This is a genomic window from Dickeya oryzae (assembly GCF_009372235.1).
Lineage (GTDB): Bacteria > Pseudomonadota > Gammaproteobacteria > Enterobacterales > Enterobacteriaceae > Dickeya > Dickeya oryzae.
In genome coordinates this window covers 368,428-387,993 of sequence record NZ_SULL01000006.1, presented here as the reverse complement: position 1 = coordinate 387,993, position 19,566 = coordinate 368,428, and the positions used below count along the sequence as shown (strand labels likewise).

19 protein-coding genes are annotated in these 19,566 nt (G+C 53.5%); 2 read left to right on the top strand and 17 right to left on the bottom strand.

Annotated elements, in window-relative coordinates:
* Positions 1 to 241: 241 nt before the first annotated feature.
* The 7 genes from FAZ14_RS13685 to FAZ14_RS13655 form a co-directional block, all read right to left on the bottom strand.
* Positions 242 to 1,003 carry an amino acid ABC transporter ATP-binding protein gene (locus FAZ14_RS13685; protein ID WP_012882989.1) on the bottom strand — a complete coding sequence of 254 codons (762 nt, stop codon included), beginning with the start codon at positions 1,001 to 1,003 and terminating at the stop codon, positions 242 to 244.
* A gap of 8 nt (positions 1,004 to 1,011) precedes the next feature.
* The gene (locus FAZ14_RS13680; protein ID WP_016943141.1) at positions 1,012 to 2,106 is read right to left on the bottom strand and encodes an amino acid ABC transporter permease; all 1,095 of its coding nucleotides are present in this window, start codon (positions 2,104 to 2,106) and stop codon (positions 1,012 to 1,014) included.
* 9 nt (positions 2,107 to 2,115) lie between these two features.
* Complete coding sequence (locus FAZ14_RS13675; RefSeq protein ID WP_153508699.1) at positions 2,116 to 3,294, bottom strand: amino acid ABC transporter permease; 1,179 nt, start codon at positions 3,292 to 3,294, stop codon at positions 2,116 to 2,118.
* Between the two features lie 72 nt (positions 3,295 to 3,366).
* Entirely contained in the window at positions 3,367 to 4,392 is a 1,026-nt protein-coding gene (locus FAZ14_RS13670) for an amino acid ABC transporter substrate-binding protein (RefSeq protein ID WP_023638688.1), read from the bottom strand.
* A 300-nt stretch (positions 4,393 to 4,692) separates the two neighbouring features.
* Entirely contained in the window at positions 4,693 to 5,385 is a 693-nt protein-coding gene (locus FAZ14_RS13665) for a CTP synthase C-terminal region-related (seleno)protein (protein ID WP_038926458.1), read from the bottom strand.
* Positions 5,386 to 5,507: 122 nt separating this feature from the next.
* On the bottom strand, positions 5,508 to 6,173 hold the full coding sequence (locus FAZ14_RS13660; RefSeq protein WP_016943138.1) for an amino acid ABC transporter permease: 666 nt from the start codon (positions 6,171 to 6,173) through the stop codon (positions 5,508 to 5,510).
* A 27-nt stretch (positions 6,174 to 6,200) separates the two neighbouring features.
* Positions 6,201 to 6,971 (bottom strand): amino acid ABC transporter substrate-binding protein, encoded by a 771-nt coding sequence (locus FAZ14_RS13655; RefSeq protein WP_029456546.1) that lies wholly within the window; start codon positions 6,969 to 6,971, stop codon positions 6,201 to 6,203.
* A gap of 265 nt (positions 6,972 to 7,236) precedes the next feature.
* On the opposite strand from FAZ14_RS13655, the gene FAZ14_RS13650 reads away from it, so the two are divergent.
* Positions 7,237 to 8,379 (top strand): endonuclease/exonuclease/phosphatase family protein, encoded by a 1,143-nt coding sequence (locus tag FAZ14_RS13650; RefSeq protein ID WP_153508698.1) that lies wholly within the window; start codon positions 7,237 to 7,239, stop codon positions 8,377 to 8,379.
* Positions 8,380 to 8,474: 95 nt separating this feature from the next.
* On the opposite strand, the gene FAZ14_RS13645 is transcribed toward FAZ14_RS13650, so the two are convergent.
* Genes FAZ14_RS13645 through FAZ14_RS13630 form a run of 4 tightly spaced genes read right to left on the bottom strand, consistent with a single transcriptional unit; the run spans position 8,475 to position 12,724 of the window.
* The gene (locus FAZ14_RS13645; protein ID WP_153508697.1) at positions 8,475 to 9,248 is read right to left on the bottom strand and encodes a dimethyl sulfoxide reductase anchor subunit family protein; all 774 of its coding nucleotides are present in this window, start codon (positions 9,246 to 9,248) and stop codon (positions 8,475 to 8,477) included.
* 2 nt (positions 9,249 to 9,250) lie between these two features.
* Complete coding sequence (locus FAZ14_RS13640) at positions 9,251 to 9,805, bottom strand: 4Fe-4S dicluster domain-containing protein (RefSeq protein ID WP_016943134.1); 555 nt, start codon at positions 9,803 to 9,805, stop codon at positions 9,251 to 9,253.
* Positions 9,802 to 12,099, bottom strand: coding sequence for a molybdopterin-dependent oxidoreductase (locus FAZ14_RS13635; RefSeq protein WP_153508696.1), 2,298 nt, complete (start codon positions 12,097 to 12,099; stop codon positions 9,802 to 9,804). Before FAZ14_RS13635 ends, FAZ14_RS13640 begins: the two co-directional genes overlap by 4 nt.
* The gene (locus FAZ14_RS13630; protein WP_235914534.1) at positions 12,092 to 12,724 is read right to left on the bottom strand and encodes a TorD/DmsD family molecular chaperone; all 633 of its coding nucleotides are present in this window, start codon (positions 12,722 to 12,724) and stop codon (positions 12,092 to 12,094) included. The genes FAZ14_RS13635 and FAZ14_RS13630 overlap by 8 nt, the downstream gene beginning before the upstream one ends.
* A 247-nt stretch (positions 12,725 to 12,971) precedes the next feature.
* Between FAZ14_RS13630 and FAZ14_RS13625 the strand changes: the two genes are divergently transcribed.
* Complete coding sequence (locus FAZ14_RS13625) at positions 12,972 to 13,751, top strand: SDR family NAD(P)-dependent oxidoreductase (protein WP_153508695.1); 780 nt, start codon at positions 12,972 to 12,974, stop codon at positions 13,749 to 13,751.
* Between the two features lie 85 nt (positions 13,752 to 13,836).
* On the opposite strand, the gene fis is transcribed toward FAZ14_RS13625, so the two are convergent.
* The 6 genes from fis to accC form a co-directional block, all read right to left on the bottom strand.
* Positions 13,837 to 14,133, bottom strand: coding sequence for a DNA-binding transcriptional regulator Fis (fis, locus tag FAZ14_RS13620; protein ID WP_012883002.1), 297 nt, complete (start codon positions 14,131 to 14,133; stop codon positions 13,837 to 13,839).
* 23 nt (positions 14,134 to 14,156) lie between these two features.
* Positions 14,157 to 15,122 (bottom strand): tRNA dihydrouridine synthase DusB, encoded by a 966-nt coding sequence (gene dusB / locus FAZ14_RS13615; RefSeq protein WP_016943130.1) that lies wholly within the window; start codon positions 15,120 to 15,122, stop codon positions 14,157 to 14,159.
* A gap of 333 nt (positions 15,123 to 15,455) precedes the next feature.
* Positions 15,456 to 16,343: a 50S ribosomal protein L11 methyltransferase gene (gene prmA / locus FAZ14_RS13610; protein WP_016943129.1), complete on the bottom strand. Its 888-nt coding sequence runs from the start codon at positions 16,341 to 16,343 to the stop codon at positions 15,456 to 15,458.
* 14 nt (positions 16,344 to 16,357) lie between these two features.
* Positions 16,358 to 17,809 (bottom strand): sodium/pantothenate symporter, encoded by a 1,452-nt coding sequence (panF, locus tag FAZ14_RS13605; RefSeq protein ID WP_016943128.1) that lies wholly within the window; start codon positions 17,807 to 17,809, stop codon positions 16,358 to 16,360.
* Positions 17,799 to 18,041 carry a YhdT family protein gene (locus FAZ14_RS13600; protein ID WP_016943127.1) on the bottom strand — a complete coding sequence of 81 codons (243 nt, stop codon included), beginning with the start codon at positions 18,039 to 18,041 and terminating at the stop codon, positions 17,799 to 17,801. The genes panF and FAZ14_RS13600 overlap by 11 nt, the downstream gene beginning before the upstream one ends.
* 173 nt (positions 18,042 to 18,214) lie before the next feature.
* Positions 18,215 to 19,558: an acetyl-CoA carboxylase biotin carboxylase subunit gene (gene accC / locus FAZ14_RS13595; RefSeq protein WP_012883007.1), complete on the bottom strand. Its 1,344-nt coding sequence runs from the start codon at positions 19,556 to 19,558 to the stop codon at positions 18,215 to 18,217.
* Between the last annotated feature and the right edge of the window lie 8 nt (positions 19,559 to 19,566).

Sequence of the window (19,566 nt, the reverse complement as noted above, 5' to 3'; positions counted from 1 at the left end):
TACGCTGATTTATACGCGAGCCTCTTCATCCGGGCATCGGTTCCACCGTCGCTTTCATACCTCATCGCTTCTCCTCTATATACCCCTGCTGTTTTATGCTGTGTGCATGAAAACATCTTCAGCGGACAGTGCTGTCCACCGAAGAGTATTTATCGCTGATTTTAATATGCAAAATGGGGACATAAAAAAGCCCGCACATCGTGGGCGGGCTGGGTCGTTGTGTATTGTGGGTATGCGGTGATCAGTGCAGGATTTGCGCCAGAAACGTTTGTGTGCGTTCTGAACGTGGGCTACCGAAGAAGATATCCGGTGGCGCTTGTTCAACGATCTCACCCTGATCCATAAAGATCACCCGGTTAGCTACCGTGCGAGCGAAGCCCATTTCATGGGTAACGCACAGCATGGTCATACCATCTTCTGCCAGACCTAGCATGGTATCCAGCACCTCTTTTACCATCTCCGGATCCAGTGCGGATGTCGGCTCGTCAAACAACATGATTTTCGGTTTCATGCACAGTGAGCGGGCAATCGCAACGCGCTGTTGCTGGCCGCCGGAAAGCTGGCCCGGATATTTATGGGCATGGGCGGCGATACGAACACGCTCCAGGTAATGCATTGCTAATGCTTCAGCTTCTTTTTTCGGCATATTACGCACCCAGCACGGGGCCAGCGTACAGTTTTGCAGAACCGTCAGATGCGGGAACAGGTTGAAATGCTGGAATACCATGCCGACTTCTGTTCTGACTTTCTCAATATTACGGCTGTCATGATTGAGTTCGATGCCGTCAACGACGATCCGACCTTGTTGGTGCTCTTCCAGATGGTTGATACAACGGATTGTGGTTGATTTACCAGAGCCAGACGGCCCACATAACACGATACGCTCGCCTTGGCTGACCTGCAGGTTAATGTCTTTCAGTACATGGAACTGCCCATACCACTTATTCACATTTTCCAGTGTAATCATGTGGTTGGATGAAGATGTCAATGTGTCCTGGTTCATGGATAACCTCAATGGGACTTATGTCCAGTATCAAAACGTTTTTCTAAATGCTGGCTATAGCGCGACATGCTAAAGCAGAAGATCCAATAGATAATGGCGGCAAAAACATAGCCTTCTGTGGACATCCCCAGCCAGGCCGGGTCAACGGTTGCCTGCTGAATACTGCTAAACAGGTCGAACAAACCGATGATGATTACCAGACTGGTGTCTTTGAACAGGGCGATAATGGTGTTGACCAGACCGGGGATCACCATTTTCAGCGCCTGGGGCAGAATGACCAATCCCTGCATACGCCAGTATCCCAGTGCCAGAGATTGCGCTGCTTCATATTGTCCTTTCGGGAGTGCCTGTAAGCCGCCACGCACCACTTCTGCGACATACGCGGACTGGAAAAGAATTACCCCCACCAAGGCACGCAGTAGTTTGTCGATGTTGGTGCCTTCCGTCAGGAACAACGGCAGCATGACTGAGGACATGAACAGCACTGTGATCAGGGGAACGCCGCGCCAGAACTCGATGAAAATCACGCAGAGCCCACGTAGCACCGGCATGTTGGAACGGCGTCCCAGTGCCAGCAATATTCCCAGCGGTAACGCACCTGCGATGCCGATCGCCGCGATGATGATAGTCAGTGTCAGACCACCCCACTGACGGGTTTCCACCCGACTCAGGCCACCAAAGCCGCCGAACAGCAACCACCAGGCAAGTAGCGGATAGACTACGCACCAGATGGCGATATAACGGCCACGGCGCGGCAGATTACGCCAGAACATCGGCAGGATGCTGATTAACGCCAGTACCAGCGCGAAGTTAATGCGCCAGAGCTCTTCCCGTGGATAAAGCCCGTACATGAATTGCTCGAAACGAGCATGGACGAATACCCAGCAGGCACCATCACTGGTGCAGTCTGCACGGGTTGAACCAACCCAATTGGCCTTGAAGATAGCCCAATTGAGTAACGGTGGGATCAGAGTCCACAGTAACCACAGGCAGACCAACGTCAACACGCTGTTGGTGACATTGGAGAACAGGTTCCGCCGCGCCCAGACGATGGCGTTGCTAATGGGCGTCGGATTGGATGGTGTGTGTGTTGTCATAGTCATCCTGTTCCTTTAACGCTCAATTAAGGCGATTTTCCGGTTATAGATGTTCATCAGTAATGAGATCAGCAGACTGATAATCAGGTAGACCGACATGGTGATGGCAATAGTCTCAATGGCTTGTCCGGTCTGGTTCAGTACCGTACCGGCGAACAGCGACACCATATCCGGGTAACCAATGGCAGCCGCCAGTGACGAGTTTTTCACGATGTTCAGATACTGACTGGTCAACGGCGGAATGATGACGCGCAGTGCCTGTGGCAGGATAACTTTGCGTAAGGTGACCGGTTTTGGCAGACCCAGCGACAGTGCCGCTTCATGCTGCCCGTGAGAAACAGACTGGATACCTGAGCGAATGATCTCGGCAATAAACGATGAGGTATACACCGATAACGCCAGCGCCAGCGCTGCCAGTTCCGGAATAAGCACCATGCCACCGCTAAAGTTAAATCCTTTCAGGACCGGGAAATCCCAGTGCAGTGCCCGGCCAAAAACCAGATGAGAGAGGCCCAGCAGTACCGCCAACATTGCGATAGGAATGGGCCAGTAGCGGCGTTGCTGACCGGTTAGCTCATGGTAGCGTTTATTCCGACGATGCAAGGCTATCGCACATCCCAGAGAGATGAGCAGCGCAAGCAAAGATGGGAGTGCGCCTGGGCCAAACTCCGCAGCCGGAATGTACAGGCCGCGGTTGCTGAGAAAAAAGGTATCGAACGCGCTGACAGCCTGACGAGGGCCGGGCAGATTGCGTAATACCGCGAAATACCAAAAGAAGATCTGCAGTAACGGTGGGATGTTACGAAACGTTTCGATATAGATCGTTGAAAGTTTACGCAGCAGCCAGTTATCAGACAGACGAGCCAGACCGACGATAAACCCCAGCAGTGAGGCGCAGATAATACAGATAGCTGAAACCAGCAACGTATTAAGCAGGCCAATAACAAAAACGCGGGCGTAGGAGTCATCCTGATCGTAGTCAATCAGGTGCTGAACGATACCAAAGCCAGCGTTGTTATTTAAAAAGGCAAAACCTGATGTAATTCCACGCTGTGAGAGGTTAGTGACGGTATTGTGCAGCAGGTAAGCGGCGGCAACCACCACGATGATGACAGCAAGGATTTGATACAACCAGGCGCGCACCGCTGGATTAGTCAGTGATAAATCACCTTTCACGGTTGGGCGTTGCAGCATGTTGGAGCCTCAGTGACGGATAAAGCAAGGGCACGGCTGGTTCGCAGCACGTGCCCGTTTTTGCATCAGGAATTAGCGAACAGCAGGGGCGTACTGGATACCGCCTTTGTTCCACAGTTCGTTCAGGCCGCGCTTGATTTTCAGCTCACTGCCCTGACCTACGTTACGCTCGAACACTTCACCGTAGTTACCGACCTGCTTAACGATTTTATACGCCCAGTCATTCGGCAATTTCAGATCTTTACCGAAGTTACCTTCTTTACCCAACAGGTGCGCCATGTCCGGAGTGGTCGGCTTGGCAGCCATCTGATCGACGTTTTGAGAGGTCACACCCATCTCTTCGGCGTCCAGCATGGCAAACAGCGTCCAGCGAACAATGGCAAACCAGTCTTCGTCACCACGACGTACAACCGGTCCCAACGGTTCTTTGGAGATAACCTCCGGCAACACGACGAAGTCTGCCGGTTTACCCAGTTTGATACGCAGAGCGTACAACTGAGACTGATCGGAAGCCAGCGTATCGCAACGGCCTGAGTCCAGTGCTTTGGCGCTTTCGTCAGAACGGTCAAACGTCACCGGGGTGTACTTCATATTGTGGGTCTTGAAGTAGTCGGCTACGTTCAGCTCGGTGTCAGTACCGGCCTGGATACACACGGTGGCACCGTCCAGTTCTTTGGCGCTTTTCAGTCCGGCTTTGTTATGAGCGAGGAAGCCGATACCGTCGTAGTAGGTCACGCCGGTGAACAGCAGGCCCATGCTACCGTCACGGGATGAGGTCCAGGTGGTGTTACGGGACAGCACATCCACTTCGCCAGACTGCAGGGCGGTGAAACGCTCTTTAGCTGTCAGTGGGGTGTATTTGACTTTGTTGGCATCACCAAAAATGGCAGCTGCGACGCCACGGCAGACGTCAACATCGATACCGGAGTATTTGCCGTTGGCATCGGCATACGAGAAACCAGGAAGCCCATCGCTGATACCACACTGTACGAAGCCTTTCTTCTGAATGGCATCAAGCGTTGCGCCCGCGTGTGCCTGATTGATGAAGGCAAACAGTGAAGCGCTGGCTACCAGCGTGGACATAATCACTTTTTTCATAATCATCGTATGTGCCTAATGTAATTGTAATGTGCTTGTTGTGTTGTGGCGCAGTCATGGCTGCGCCTGCTCTGTCTGTCAGTGGGCCGGCATGATGAACCGGACACCGTCATTAACAATAAGCAAAAACAGTGCCAGCTTGTCATGATGGTGAGATGGGCAGAAAACTAAATCCTATCCGTGGCGAATCGGGATAAATGGGTGGTATGGGGGGATAAAGCAAAGGCATAGGGTGCACCAAAATGGTGGAACTGTTCTTCTGTTGATCTAATTTGGTGCAACTTGTGTAAAAAACTGCGGTTAATGCGCTGCCGCTGCCTCAAGGAGAGCAATAGCCAGCGGTGGCGTTATCTGTTTTAGTGCAGCGCGTTCCGGCTGAAACAGGGTACCAACGAAAAAGGGATGATCGATTATTTCGACAGCACGAATATCGCCGTTGCCATCCACACCAGACACCCGGATACCGGCTGCGGTGAACGCATCCCGAAACGCTTCATTAATGCCGTAGCGGCAACGGTAGCCTTCGGTAATCGCCTCATGGCCGTAGGCGCGGGCGATACGTGAATCAGGCAACAGACGGATATCACCCTCTTTTTCCACCATTTCGCACTGTAACGGGGTAATTACCGATCGGCCTTCCTGTGTGACTTCCGCGTTGTTGGCGTCGTGCCATCCCAGCGCATGGCGGGCATATTCCAGCAGGGCGTACTGGCAACCGCCACAGGTGCCCAGAAAGGGGATAGGCGTTTCGCGGGCAAACCGAATGGCTTGCAGGATGTTGTCGTCGTGACGGTATGGGCTGGCAGGAACGCACCACATTGCATCGAAGGCGTGAAGCTGGGCGATCGACAACTGTTCACTGTCTATCCATTGGTAGTGCATCGTGAGATTTAACTGGCGGGCAGCAAGGGCAAGAGCAGGGGGAATAGCCTGATGGGCGGTGACGGTTGGGGTGTAATCACCTATCAGCGCGATATTGACAGTCTGTTTCATGACATTCTCCGGCTGGTAAAAAAGAAGGCTACAGAAAACCGGGGAGAATGTCGAGTTTGTCTGATGATGAGCGTGGCAGGCTGGACAGCCTGCCGAGCGAGGATTAATGCTCTCTACGCTGATTAATGCACGACGTGACGCTGGTAGTATTTTTCCAGTCGCGCCTGCAATTTACTCAATACCGTACTGAACATCAGGTAGATGAGTGCGGCTTCGATATACAGAATGAGTGGTTCATAGGTGACCGAGACGATCCGTTGCGCGGCCAGAAACATTTCAGGCACCGTGATCACGGCGGCCAGTGAGGTATCCTTGACCAGTGAAATAAAGGTGTTAGCCAGCGGTGGCAGTGATACGAATACCGACTGCGGCACAATCACCCAGCGAATAGCCTGTGCGCCGCTCATACCCAGCGAATAGGCCGCGTTCCACTGACCTTTGGGCACGGAAAGAATCGCACCACGTACTATCTCTGAGCTATAGGCACCCACGTTCAGGCTAAAGCCAATCAGCGCGGCCGGAAAGGCATCCAGCGTGATACCGGCACTGGGCAAGCCATAGAAAATCAGAAAGAGCTGGACCAGCAGCGGCGTACCGCGAATCACCCACACATAAAAGTCACAGATCTTTTTGAGCGGTGTGGCACCGTACAGGCGTAACAACGCCACCAATACGCCGATCATCAAACCGAGAATAAAGGAGAGAATCGCGAGAGGAACAGTGAAAGTCAGCCCGGCGGAAAGCAGACTCCAGAAGGAGTCTGCCATAAGTTGTAGCCATGATGGCATATCTACAATAGCTCCGATATCAATGCATTATTTGGAAACGTCTTGTCCAAAGTATCGCACAGAAATCGTCTTATAGGTGCCGTCTGCTTTGATTTGATCCAATGCTTTATTGAGTGCATCAACCAGTTGCGGCTGGTCTTTGCGTACCAGAATGGCGGACGGATCGCCGCTTTCTGCGGTGGCGACCACTTTCACATTGGCGTCAGGTTTGTGTTTTTTGAAGTCCAGGAACGACAGGTTATCGTTCAGGGTCGCTTCCGCTCGACCGCTCAGCACCAGCTCCAGCGACTGGTTAAAGCCATCGGTCGGGACGATTTCTGCACCGTAGCTGGTGGCCAGTTTAGAATAGTTACTGGTCAGGCTTTGGGCTGATTTATGACCTTTCAGATCGTTGAACGATTTGATGCTGGTGTTATCACCCCGTACGATCAGTACAGATTTAGCGTCAATGTACGGTTTGGAGAAGTCATATTTTACCTGGCGCTCTTTGGTGACACCCACCTGGTTGATGACGGCGTCATAACGTTTGGCGTCCACACCCGCGATAAGCCCATCCCAACGGCCTTCAACAAATTCCGCTTTTACGCCCAGTTTTTCTGCTACCGCACGGCCGACGTCTACGTCGAAACCCACTAACTTGCCGGAGGCATCGTGGTAAGTGTAAGGCGCGTAAGTGCCTTCCGTACCGAATTTAATCACACCGGCGGCTTTGATAGCGCTAAGGTCGTCCTGTGCCTGAGCCAGTACGCTGGTAACCAGTAAAGCGCCGGTAAGTAATGCTAAGCGAGATTTTTTCATCATTGTTCCTGCCAGATATGGGCTGTTGCCGTTGTGAGTCAGAAATGCTGCGAATTTACGTGATGTCGTGATGTTTGCCAAGTCCATAAAGACATGGCTTATATCTGCTATGAATATAGTGAGTACTAGTGAATATAGTGAGTAGCAGTATTTTTTACCACAGCGTGTCACAGGTCGGTGTGACGGGCGGTCGTGATATACGGTGGTAACAATTGATTGCCAGACTCGTTATTTCCCGCCATAGCCTGTTGCCTGAGGAGGAGCTATGAAGCTCAGACTTGCCAGCTATAACGTCGAAAACCTGTTTCATCGTACCGCGATTCTTAACCTGCCTGACCCCCAGCAAAGCAGTGAACTGCTTGAAAAAGTACGCCAGCTACAAACACTGCTGGAAAATGATAACTATGACGATGCCTTGAAAGAGCGGGTTTTTACCCTGACCAGTAATCTCCAGCCTTATATCGACCTGCGTGTTGATGGCGGCTCGCTGGGTAGCTGGAAAAGTGAAGCTGGCAAGACCGGCTTTCGGATTAACAAAAGCTGCCGGGGACGCGGTGATTGGTTAGGCGAGTTGGTTTTTCGTTCCGAGGCGTTTAGCGACCAGCAGCGAAAAAATACCGGGCTGGTGATCAACGCGCTGAAGGCTGACATCCTGTGTGCGGCCGAAGTGGAAAATATGGCGGTGCTGCATGATTTCAACCAGCAGATTCTGGCAGACCAGGCCTTTGCTCAGTATGTCATGATAGATAGCCCGAATGATCCGCGAGGCATTGATGTGGCCTGCCTGACGCGCCACCGCATTACCCAACTACGCACCCACATTTTTGATACCAGCGCGTCGTTTTCCCCGCTGTTTAGCCGTGATTGTCTGGAAGTAACGATCGACATTGGCCTGACGCAGCCGGTGCATGTGCTGTGTAACCACTTCAAAAGCCAGAACGGGCGTAACGATGAAGAACGCGAGCGGGCTGCCAGACGGCGGCTCGCCCAGGCGGAGCGTGTGGCCGATATCGTGCGCGGATACAACCTGCAGCAAGAGTATGTGGTGGTAATGGGAGATCTGAACGAGGATAGCGCCAACCCCTGGCACAGCCTGACGCCGCTGTTTTCCGTGCCGGATTTGCACCCGGTGGTCGATCCCGCTTTGCCGGAAACAGCACGCTATACCTATTATTTCTCCGGCGGTAAGTCTGGCGAACGTTTGAACCAACTGGACTATATTTTCATTTCCACGCCGTTACATCAGGCAAAGGTCGACTGGGGCATTGAACGGCGCGGTATCTATAACATCGATAAGATTGCCGCGAAAGAAGGGGCGGATCCGGTGACGCCGTTCCCGACGGTGACCTCCTGGGATACCGCCGCCTCGGATCACGCCGCTATCTGGGTGGAATGTGATCTGAACTGAGCAGGATGAGTACTGCGAAAGCAACGGGCTCGCTTTTTGGCAGGCCCGTTGTTCTTTGTCAGTGTCGTCTGTAGGTGTTCGCTGTGTTTTCTCTGTCAGTAAGGCTGTCCGATATTGATGATAGTGCTGATGGTATCGCCAAAGAATGTCACTCGACTCAGGAAGATACCCAGCAGCGCAATCACGACCGTTGCGACGGAGACGGCTGTTTTTTGTCGCTGGCAGGATAAGCCGAATGCAATGATAAAACAGACTAACCCACTCCAGAAAAATGGCGATGACCCCCATTGCTCTGATGTCATACGCATGATCGTTCCGCCACTACGCCAGATTAACGGTGCGGTGATCAGCGCCAGAATCAGCAACGTTAATCCGTGACGCAGGGGCGAAATGGCCGACGTTTTATCCAGTAGTGGGAGGGCTGCTGCGCCCATCACCCAGGCCGTCAGCAAATATAAAATCATCGGGAGTCCATTGTTGATAGCGACCATCGCAGGCGCTGCGTAGGTCAGCCCCTGCACAATCACCAGCACGATCCCCATCACGGCGGCGGCTATCACCGTCACCTGTTTTCCATCAGTCAACAGTGCCAGAGCGATAGTGGCAGCAAAGAGTACTGCCGCCAGAATTTCCCGACTAAGCCATGAATGCTTGAGATTGATAAAGGCGTTATAACCGTGCAGCGGGTCTGCCAGATGGAAGGTCGCGCCAATCAATGACACGGCTAGCACCACGCCGGTGATGAACCAGGCTTTGCGTTGTGGCACCGCGTGATCGCACAGACGCCGCCAGGCCAGAAACAGTGCCATGCCAACAGCGGTCTGGCTTAATGATGTAAAGAAAACCAAAGGTAGCTCATAGTGTTCCATGATTATTCTCCAGCCTGTTTTGGCGTGCGAGGCATGATGAAACGCGTTCCGGGGTTCAGCGATGGCATAACCGGGTAGCCCGGCGGGTATTGTACGGCGTTGGCGGGAACGGCCTGTTCGTCAAGGTCTATCATGGTTAATGCGCCCACCGGACAGGCTTCAACGCAGGCTGTCTGTAACCCCACATCCAACCGTTCATAGCACATGCTGCATTTTTCGGCTTTGTGGGTGACCTCGTTGAATTTAGGAGCCCCGTAGGGGCAGCTGCGCAGGCAGTTTTTGCAACCGATGCAGCGCGCCGGGTCGTGCACCACAATGCCGTCTTCACGTTTGGTATAGGCTTCGACCGGGCAGGCATCCAGACAGGCGGGATGCTCACAGTGATTGCACGCCAGAGAATAAAAAGCCCTCTCTTCGTGCGGGTAGATGGATTTCCCCAGTGGGTAGACATAGCGCCAGAACAGGTCCGGCTCTAACTGATTAAAACTTTTGCAGGCCATGGCGCAGCCACGGCACCCAATACATTTTTCACTATCGACCAGGAATGCGCGTCTCATGCTCGGGTTCCTCCCATCACTCTGCTTTGTGCCGGTGCCGACGTTAAGGCGATATCCGCGAACTGACAGTGAATGGCGGAGCCCGGCGCACCCGTCTTCATTTTTCCCATATCTGATGAGGTATCATCGACGACGTTTTGTACGTTAAACGCTTGTTTGTTAAACCAGGCCTCGTACATCAGCAGCATGTCTTGCGGTACGTTGGTAGTCAGTCTGGCTCTGACTGTGACTTCTCCGGTGCCATTAAAGACGCGTACCCAATCGAGTTCACGGATACCTTTTTGTTGCGCCGCTACCGGGTGGAGGTAGACAAAAGGTTCCGGGTAGAAGACCTGCATCCAGTCCAGATTGATGAACTGAGAATGCAGGCCGTATAGCGTGTGGGGGGTAAAGAGCTGAAACGGTAAGTTTTTCTCTCTTCCTGGCCGGTACTCGGGCAGCAGGGCGTGACCATTCTCTTTACACAATGCCGATGTAAATTCGTATTTGCCGGACGGTGTCTTGAACTTGCGGTCATGCCAGGCTGCCGGGTGTGGAAGTTTGGCTTTGACCGGACCATCCAGCAACGTTTCCCATGACGAGATACCAAACAGCTTGTAGATACTGTCGTTAAACTCTTTTGCCACCCATTCTTTGCCGTCAATATCCTGCGGGAAGGTGCAGGAGCCGGGAGATAACCGGTTCATGGTGCGCGAAAGCGCAGCCGCGATGTCCAGGTCGGATTTGCACTCGTACATCGGTTTAATCGCTGGCTGATTGATAGTCAGCCAGTAGTGCCAATACGATACCGAGATATTCCACTCTTCCATCTGTGTGGTCGCTGGTAACACGATATCGGCCTGCTCCACCGTCTGATTAAAGAATTGGTCTACGCAGACCACCATCTCCAGTTTATTGAAGGCTTTCAACATCTTGTTATGGTCGAAGTCCTGGGAGAGTGGGTTTTTGCAAGACACCCATAGCATGCGAATCGGCGGATCGTTGGTATCCAGTATCGATTGTGCGGTTTTATTGATATTCAGGCTGCGATCGGTATAGCTGGATGCTTCTTTAGCGCCGAAGTCGAACTCCCCTTTAGGCCCGCTCTGACCAGTAAAACCGACAGAACCGGCGGGTTGTTTCTGCATCATGGCGTGGTAGTTGAACCCCCAGGTGTAGAGGTGGCCGTAGCGAGCGCCACCGCCCTCCAGACCGATGTTGCCGCTCATGGCGACCAACGCGTCAATGGCTCGCACATTGGCACCGCCATTGATATGTCGCTGCATACCGTAGCCTATCCAGATTGTCGCAGGTTTGACGGCAGTAAATTCTTCTGCAAGCTGACGAATCGTCTGTGCAGGCAAGCCACATTGTTCAGATGCCCATTCAACCGTGACATTTTCCCGCAGGTATTGCGCAAACTCTGGGAACCCCAGCGAATATTGCGTGACAAATTCGTTATCAACCAGCCCGTTATCTAACAGATGCCGTGCCATACCCAGCGCCAGTGCGCCGTCGGAAGCGGGGCGAATCCGTAAGTACAGATCTGCTTTGGCGGCGGTCTGGGTCAAAATGGGGTCGATGACTACCACTTTGGCTCCGCGCTCCCGTGCCTGATAAAGGTATTTCATCGTGTGCAGAGAACACCAGGCCGGGTTAGCGCCCCAGACAATGATGTATTTGGATTTGGCCAAATCTTCAGGGTCGTTGCACCACATATCGCCCATGTCGTAACTCTGAGCATCAATACCAGCGGGCCAACACGGCGTACCGACAAAGCGGGTGGTATAGCCCAGCGAGGACATCATGCCTTCAACGCCATAGTTGAGGATGCCGAAGTTTCCTGAATACTTGGTGAGCGCCAGACCCAGTAATGAGCCGTCTTTCTTTTTGATTTCCAGGATCTTGTTGGCGATGCGCTCCATCGCTTCGTCCCAGGAGATGCGACGCCATTTTCCCGAGCCGCGGCCATCCTGAATCATCGGGTATTTGATCCGGTCAGGGCTGTAGACGCGGCGAGGGTAGGTGAGCCCTTTAAGGCAAGGCATTCCGTGGGTGAAGGTAGACTCTTTTGCGCCGTCAATGTAAGCGATAACGCCATCTTTCACATAGGTTTTCAGGCTGCACGTGTCATAGCAGTTTCGCGGACATGAGTTCCGGAAAATCGTATAGCTGTTCGGGTTGTAAGGAATAGGCGCTTGCGCACGAGCCTGACGAGGCAGTAACAAGCCACCGGGTAAGCTGGCCGCAACACCAGTAATGGCGAGTGTTTTTATAAATCGCCGTCTGTCGGGGGAATTGGGGGTGTCACGCATGTGATGTTCTCCGTTGCAAATCGAAAAACCAAAGCGATAGCACGTCGACCACCGATGAAATTACCGGTGTTGGCGCATGGTTGTTGATGCGATCGATAAAACGCGGTAACCACTGTCCCAGATGGTCATGGGCCAGCCAGTACAGGGCGTCATGCTGTGCTGGTGTGGGAGAGAGGCAGGAAAAGAGCAGTAAACAGGCGTCAATCTCGTAAGCGATATGGTCGTCAGGAAGGCCATTCTCCTGCGGTACTTCATACCCAAGTTGGTGGTACAGCTGGCGGACTTCCAGCGTACATTTCCCCATCACTTGCGGCTCTGCATGCAGATAAATAGCGGCATAAGGTGGCGCTGGCAGCGTCATTGGGCCGACGAACAACCGGTTAAAGTCATACTCGACTTCCAGCCAGTCATCCTGCGTCAGGTTAACTGGCAGCGTCACCTGGTGCTGGCAGAGGGGATGAAGCCGGGTACAGACCGAAGACAGCGAGCCAGATACCGGAAACGCAAAAAAATCACGCAGGCACATGCCGATTGTTACCCACTCCTCACGGGAGAAAGGCGCAAGCGGTATTGAAGACGGCACAGAAGGGTTCTCTTCGCTAAAGGAGGTAGTGTGCGCACTCATAACAGACGTTCTCATGTTCTGATGAATAATCACACTATAGAACTATGTGGATCGTTCATTTTTTGATTAACCACATGGTTTGTACTGATATTTGTTGGTGACGCGACAATAATCTGTTGATGCGATTGTGATCACAGTTTGCCGTTGGCAGGCGAAAAAAGGATGTGCGTTAAATAGTCCACCGCCTATCCAGGCTACCTGTGTGATGACAGGGGCGTTTTCTAATCGGCAGAGTGGAGAAAAGGGAATGACAAATCAGTATCGGGTGGAAGGTAAAACCGCGTTGGTGACGGGTGGTGCCCGTGGCATTGGAAAAGCGATTGTTGAACGATTGGCGGCGGAGGGTGCCGCTTTTATTGGTATTCATGATATTGACGATTCACACGCAGCACAGGAAACCGCACTAAGAGCGCGAGAACTGGGGGCGCAGGCTGTGGTGATACCTGCTGACTTCGCCGTTGATCCGAAGCAACAAAGCCGGGCGCTCTGGGCGCAATTCCACCAGGCACTTGAGCCGGCCGGGTACGGTGGTCTGGATATTTTGGTTAATAACGCTGGTATCTCCCCCCTGGCGACGGTGGAAGACACCTCAGATGATCTGTACGACAAGGTCATGGCAATTAACGTGACGGCCCCCTTTTTCTTGATCCAGTCTGCCGGGCCGCATCTGCGTTCAGGGGGGAGCATTATCAACATCTCTTCTGCCCGTACCCGAATTGCGGCGGCTAACCGGGCGGTATATGCCGCGTCAAAAGGTGCCATTAATGTCCTGACCCTTTCGCTGGCACCGGAATACGGCGCACGCCATATTACTGTTAATGCGATTGCCCCCGGTGTGACGGAAACCGAGATGGTGAAAACGATGCTGGAGGATGCGGCCATTCGCCAGAAAGCGGAGCGTTATTCCGTTTTCTCACGTCTTGGTCAACCGCAGGATGTCGCGGCAGTGGCGGTGTTTCTTGCCTCGGCGGATGCCCGTTGGATAACGGGGCAGGTATTGGATGCGTCAGGAGGCTCGTGTCTGTAAACCGCAGGCTACAGCGTGATACCGCCAATAAAAAAGGCGCTTACCGTGAGGGAAGCGCCTTTCTTCAGAGATGAACGGATGCGTATCAGTTCATGCCGTATTTTTTCAGTTTCTTACGCAGCGTACCGCGGTTGATACCCATCATCAGGGCAGCGCGGGTCTGGTTACCGCGGGTGTATTGCATCACCATGTCCAACAGCGGCTGTTCTACTTCAGCCAGTACCAGCTCATACAGGTCATTCACATCCTGACCATTCAGTTGAGCGAAATAGTTCTTCAGTGCCTGTTTAACCGAGTCGCGCAGGGGTTTTTGGGTTACCTGAGCCTGAGAGTTTACAGTGGAAACGGTCAGTACGTCAGAATTCACGCGTTGTTCGAACATAGTTCTGTCAGCTCTTTTTCTGTTTACGCAAGATTTTCAAAATATGCCTTCAACGCCTCCAGCTGTTCGCTGGCGTCCTCTATGGCGTTGAATGTGCGCCTAAACTGGTCGTTTGGGGCGTGCTCCTGGAGATACCAGGACACGTGCTTACGTGCTATACGAAATCCCTTGCCTGGACCATAAAAGTCGTGCAATTCCCGTATATGCCCGATCAACAAGTGCTTGACCTCTGCCAGTGGCAGGGGCGGCAGCAACTCCCCTGTGTCCAGATAATGCTGGATTTCCCGAAAGATCCAGGGTCTTCCCTGAGCAGCTCGTCCTATCATCAGGGCATCAGCCCCGGTGTAATCAAGAACCGCTCTGGCTTTGCGCGGGTCAGTAATGTCGCCATTCGCGATAACGGGAATGGAAACACTCTGCTTAACTGTCCGAATGCTGTCGTATTCCGCCTCGCCATTGAACAAACACGCACGCGTGCGTCCATGAACGGTCAGCGCCTGAATACCACAATCTTCAGCCAATTTGGCAATCTCTACACAGTTACGGTGCTCTGGTGCCCAGCCGGTACGAATCTTCAACGTGACCGGTACATCGACAGCGTTTACCACCGCTGTCAGGATCTGCTTGACCAACGCTGGATACTGCAACAGCGCGGAACCCGCCATCTTGCGGTTAACCTTTTTGGCCGGGCATCCCATGTTGATGTCGATGATCTGCGCACCGCTTTCGGCGTTGATTCTCGCCGCTTCCGCCATCTCATCCGGATCACCGCCGGCTATCTGTACTGCGCGGATACCGGGCTCATCACTATGCACCATGCGCAAGCGCGATTTGTCCGAACGCCACACCTCCGGATTGGAAGAGAGCATCTCGGAAACCGTCATTCCAGCGCCCATCGCGTAACAGAGAGCCCGGAAAGGGCGATCGCTTACGCCCGCCATCGGGGCGGCAATCAAACGATTGGGAAGCTGAAATTGTCCAATGCGCATAGACAAAGAGTGACCATACTGTGCCTGCAAGGGCGCGTATATTACGCATTTTTTACGCGATAGGAAAGGCCAAACTTTGAGCAATTGAGCGGAACAGATCAAGGAAATGTTGCATTGCTACTGCGCTATTTTTATTTTTCCTTTATTAACAAATGGTTATTTTTATTTCGCTGATTTTGTGTACATGCCGGAGAAATTAAACATCCGCCTGAATATGCTGTTTCACCGCATAGAAACAGTGATTGATGGCAGGGGGAGTCCGTTTGTCCAACGAAATATCCGTACGAATCACCTGACGCAACGGCGATGTTCCGTCAGGTGAATACCTCGGGATTAGAGTGGTTTACGCATACCGGTAATGCGGCACCACTCTTCTTTTTCTGCTACCGGGTCGAGCTGGAATTGCGCTTCATAGGCTTGCGCGACACTTTGTGCCTGTGAGGCCAGAATGCCGGACAGACCGAGATGGCCACCTGCTTTTGGCAACACGCTGATAAGCGGTGCCAGCTCGCGCAGCGGGCCCGCCAGGATATTGGCGACCACCACATCTGCAGATAAGTCTTTGGGCTGATCCTTTGGCAGGTACAGCTCCAGCCGTTCAGACACGCCGTTACGCTGCGCGTTATCACGGCTGGCCTGAATCGCCTGCGGGTCGATATCGATGCCGATAGCGTGCGCGGCACCGAGTTTTAGCGCGGCGATGGCCAGAATGCCGGAGCCGCAACCAAAATCGATGACGGTTTTGCCAGCCAGATCCAGCCCGTCGAGCCATTGCAGGCACAACGACGTCGTGGGATGGGTGCCGGTGCCGAATGCCAGACCGGGGTCCAGCATGACATTGACCGCATTCGGGTCCGGTACGTCACGCCAGCTTGGGCAAATCCACAGGCGCTTGCCGAACTGCATGGGATGAAAGTTTTCCATCCATTCCCGTTCCCAGTCTTTGTCTTCCAGTTGTTCGATTTTGTGCTGGAAACCGGCACCGAGCAGCGGCTCCTGCTCCAGCATAGCGACCACCTCTGCCATGTCGGTTTCGGCGTCGTACAGGCCAATCACGTCGGTATCGCCCCACAAACGGGTTTCACCCGGCAGGGGTTCAAACACCGGCGTGTCATGCGTGTCCTGAAACGTGACTGAGACAGCGCCGCTTTCAGACAGCGCGTCGCCTAATTGCTCCGCATGTGCGCCGGAGGTATTAATTTTCAGTTGAATCCACGGCATAGCAGCCTCTGACCTCAAAGTGATGAAGATGCGGCAACCGCTGATGCAGGCTGACGCCCTACGCGGTTACCCAGAATAAACGCCACCAGGCTTAACAGCAGCGATGGCACAATCGGATGAAAGCCCGCCAGCTGGATATTGAAGCTGGCGAGCAGGGTATAGCTGATAGCCCCACTGAACATCGAACTCAGCGCGCCTGCGGCGTTAGCGCGTTCCCAGTAGAGGCCCAGCACCAGCGGCCACAGGAATACCGCTTCCAGCCCGCCAAACGCCAGCAGGTTCAGCCAGATGATCATTTCCGGCGGTCGCCACGACGCCAGCAGTACCAGCAAGCCAAGCAGCAGGGTGGTCAGGCTGGATAGATGGCGGATATAACGCTCGTTGCTTATCTTCTGAGGATAGACGTTCAGGTAGAGATCTTTGACGATCGTGGCGGAAGCCTGGAGCAAATGCGCGTTAATGTTCGACATAATGGCTGCTGTCGGTGCGGCCAAAAAGATCCCGGCGGCCAGTGGCGGCAGCACGGTGAGCATCAGTTCCGGCAATACCTGATCCGGAATGGTCAGGTTCGGCAGGATAGCACGCCCCAGCGCACCAGCCAGATGCATCCCCAGCATCAGTACGCTGATAACCACCGTACCGATCAGGATACCGCGGTGTAGCGCCTTGCTATCGCGATAGGAAATGCAGCGCACGGCGGTATTGGGCAAGCCAATCACGCCAAAACACACCAGTATCCAGAACGAGGTCATGAACGGGGCGGACAGGATCTGGTTGCTGCCGTGTGGATCGACCAACGCCGGGTTGATCTGCGCCAGTTTTCCGACGGCGGCGGGCAATCCGCCTGCGGCGTAGATCACGCCAGCCAGCAGCAACAGCGTGCCTATCAGCATCACGATGCCCTGTAACGCGTCATTCAGTACGCTGGCACGAAAGCCGCCGAACGCGGTGTAGAGCAGGATGGTAATGCCGAAAATCAACAGTCCGATGTTATAGGGTACATGCGCCACGGTTTCCAGCAACCGGGCACCACCGATGAACTGCACCGCCATCGCGCCGATAAACGCCACCAGCAGGCTCAGGCTGGCAAACCAGACCAGTAAGCGGCTGCCGTAGCGGGCGTAGAGCATGTCATTCAGTGTGATGGCGTTATAGCGGCGGGCCAGAATCGCGAATTTCTTACCGAGAATGCTCAGTGACAATAGCATCGTCGGTACCTGAATCATCGACAACAGTACCCAGCCTAGCCCGTATTTATAGGCTGCGCCGGGGCCGCCGATAAACGAGCTGGCGCTGACATATGTACCTATCAGCGTCATCGCCAGTACGAAGCCGCCCATCGACCGGTTGCCGATAAAGTACTCGGTGAGAAAGTTACCCTGCTGGCGACGCCGCCAGGCATAAACGGACAGGCCGAATACCAATAACAGGTAAGCTATCAATGGCAGGATGACATCACTTTGCATCGTGATTCTCCAGTGATATGTCGCGGAAGATGACGCGTACCATCAGCCAGCACAGACCGATGAACAGTAGCGGCAGCAGCAGGCAGGCCAGCTCGAACCAGTGTGGCAGGCCCGTCAGGCCGGGATGGTTGTCGGGTAGATAGGCAAAGAGTACCCAGGCCACCAGATAGGCCAGCGTTAGCACCAGTGACCAGCGGGCTTCGCGGTGAGCCTGAAGAAAGCGTTTATCCATGATTTCCCCTCAAGTCCTGCAGGAATCAGTGTTATAGGTGACACAAAACAGGGGATTTTACGGCATGTTAGCCAATTGCCCAGCGAAAATTGGTGTAGTGGCGTAGAACGCGGTGAGTCGTGGGAAACAAAAACGGGCCGACGCAGGCCGACCCGTTTTATTGGTGCAGAGAATTACTGCAGACCGAGTTTCTTCTCCAGATAGTGGATGTTGGTCCCACCATGCTGGAAGTTTTCGTCGGACATGATGCGCATCTGCAATTCCACGTTGGTTTTGATGCCATCAATGATCAGCTCAGCCAACGCATTCTTCATACGGGAAATGGCGATGTCGCGGCTTTCACCGTAAGTGATCAGTTTGCCGATCATGGAATCGTAATGCGGCGGTACGGTATAGCCCGCATAAATGTGCGATTCCCAACGTACGCCAAAACCGCCCGGTGCGTGGAAACGGGTGATTTTACCTGGGCTTGGCATGAAGGTGTTCGGGTCTTCGGCGTTGATACGGCATTCCACCGCATGACCACGAACTTTCACTTCTTCCTGCTTGATGGACAGCGGCTGACCGGCAGCAATACGCAACTGCTCTTTGATCAGGTCCACACCGGTGATCATTTCGGTTACCGGGTGCTCTACCTGAATACGGGTGTTCATTTCAATGAAATAGAACTCGCCGTTTTCAAACAGGAACTCGAAGGTACCGGCACCACGGTAGTTGATGTCGACACACGCCTTGGCACAACGTTCACCGATATAGCGACGCAGATCGGAGGTAATACCCGGTGCTGGCGCTTCTTCCACCACTTTCTGGTGACGACGCTGCATGGAACAGTCGCGCTCCGCCAGATAAATGGCGTTGCCCTGACCATCGGCCAGTACCTGGATTTCCACGTGACGCGGGTTTTCCAGGTATTTTTCCATGTAGACCATGTCGTTGTTGAACGCCGCTTTCGCTTCCGCGCGGGTCATCGCGATCGATTGTTCCAGCTCTTTTTCGCTACGCACGACACGCATACCGCGACCGCCGCCGCCGCCAGAGGCTTTGATAATGACCGGATAACCGATGCGCTTACCGATAGCGCGGTTCTTATCCATGTCGTCGCCCAGCGGGCCGTCAGAACCCGGTACACAGGGAACACCGGCTTTTTTCATGGCGCTGATAGCAGACACTTTGTCGCCCATCAGACGGATGGTGTCAGCGCGCGGGCCGATGAAGATAAAACCGGAACGTTCAACCTGCTCAGCGAAGTCAGCGTTTTCAGACAGGAAACCGTAACCCGGGTGGATAGCCACTGCACCGGTGATTTCCGCTGCTGCGATAATAGCCGGAATATTCAGGTAGCTTTTTGTTGACGGAGCCGGACCGATACACACGGTTTCGTCCGCCAGCAATACGTGTTTCAGATCGCGGTCCGCAGTGGAATGCACGGCGACGGTTTTGATGCCCAGCTCTTTACAGGCACGCAAAATGCGCAACGCAATCTCACCACGGTTGGCGATGACAATTTTATCTAGCATGGTAAGCC

Coding starts and splice junctions, on each gene's coding strand:
- FAZ14_RS13630 (WP_235914534.1), bottom strand. CDS start 12,724: ATGAGTGCGCACACTACCTCCTTTAGCGAAGAGAACCCTTCTGTGCCG.
- FAZ14_RS13635 (WP_153508696.1), bottom strand. CDS start 12,099: ATGCGTGACACCCCCAATTCCCCCGACAGACGGCGATTTATAAAAACA.
- FAZ14_RS13650 (WP_153508698.1), top strand. CDS start 7,237: ATGAAGCTCAGACTTGCCAGCTATAACGTCGAAAACCTGTTTCATCGT.
- FAZ14_RS13685 (WP_012882989.1), bottom strand. CDS start 1,003: ATGAACCAGGACACATTGACATCTTCATCCAACCACATGATTACACTG.
- panF (WP_016943128.1), bottom strand. CDS start 17,809: ATGCAAAGTGATGTCATCCTGCCATTGATAGCTTACCTGTTATTGGTA.
- dusB (WP_016943130.1), bottom strand. CDS start 15,122: ATGCGCATTGGACAATTTCAGCTTCCCAATCGTTTGATTGCCGCCCCG.
- prmA (WP_016943129.1), bottom strand. CDS start 16,343: ATGCCGTGGATTCAACTGAAAATTAATACCTCCGGCGCACATGCGGAG.
- FAZ14_RS13670 (WP_023638688.1), bottom strand. CDS start 4,392: ATGAAAAAAGTGATTATGTCCACGCTGGTAGCCAGCGCTTCACTGTTT.
- FAZ14_RS13660 (WP_016943138.1), bottom strand. CDS start 6,173: ATGCCATCATGGCTACAACTTATGGCAGACTCCTTCTGGAGTCTGCTT.
- FAZ14_RS13640 (WP_016943134.1), bottom strand. CDS start 9,805: ATGAGACGCGCATTCCTGGTCGATAGTGAAAAATGTATTGGGTGCCGT.
- FAZ14_RS13680 (WP_016943141.1), bottom strand. CDS start 2,106: ATGACTATGACAACACACACACCATCCAATCCGACGCCCATTAGCAAC.
- accC (WP_012883007.1), bottom strand. CDS start 19,558: ATGCTAGATAAAATTGTCATCGCCAACCGTGGTGAGATTGCGTTGCGC.
- FAZ14_RS13645 (WP_153508697.1), bottom strand. CDS start 9,248: ATGGAACACTATGAGCTACCTTTGGTTTTCTTTACATCATTAAGCCAG.
- FAZ14_RS13600 (WP_016943127.1), bottom strand. CDS start 18,041: ATGGATAAACGCTTTCTTCAGGCTCACCGCGAAGCCCGCTGGTCACTG.
- FAZ14_RS13655 (WP_029456546.1), bottom strand. CDS start 6,971: ATGAAAAAATCTCGCTTAGCATTACTTACCGGCGCTTTACTGGTTACC.
- fis (WP_012883002.1), bottom strand. CDS start 14,133: ATGTTCGAACAACGCGTGAATTCTGACGTACTGACCGTTTCCACTGTA.
- FAZ14_RS13675 (WP_153508699.1), bottom strand. CDS start 3,294: ATGCTGCAACGCCCAACCGTGAAAGGTGATTTATCACTGACTAATCCA.
- FAZ14_RS13625 (WP_153508695.1), top strand. CDS start 12,972: ATGACAAATCAGTATCGGGTGGAAGGTAAAACCGCGTTGGTGACGGGT.
- FAZ14_RS13665 (WP_038926458.1), bottom strand. CDS start 5,385: ATGAAACAGACTGTCAATATCGCGCTGATAGGTGATTACACCCCAACC.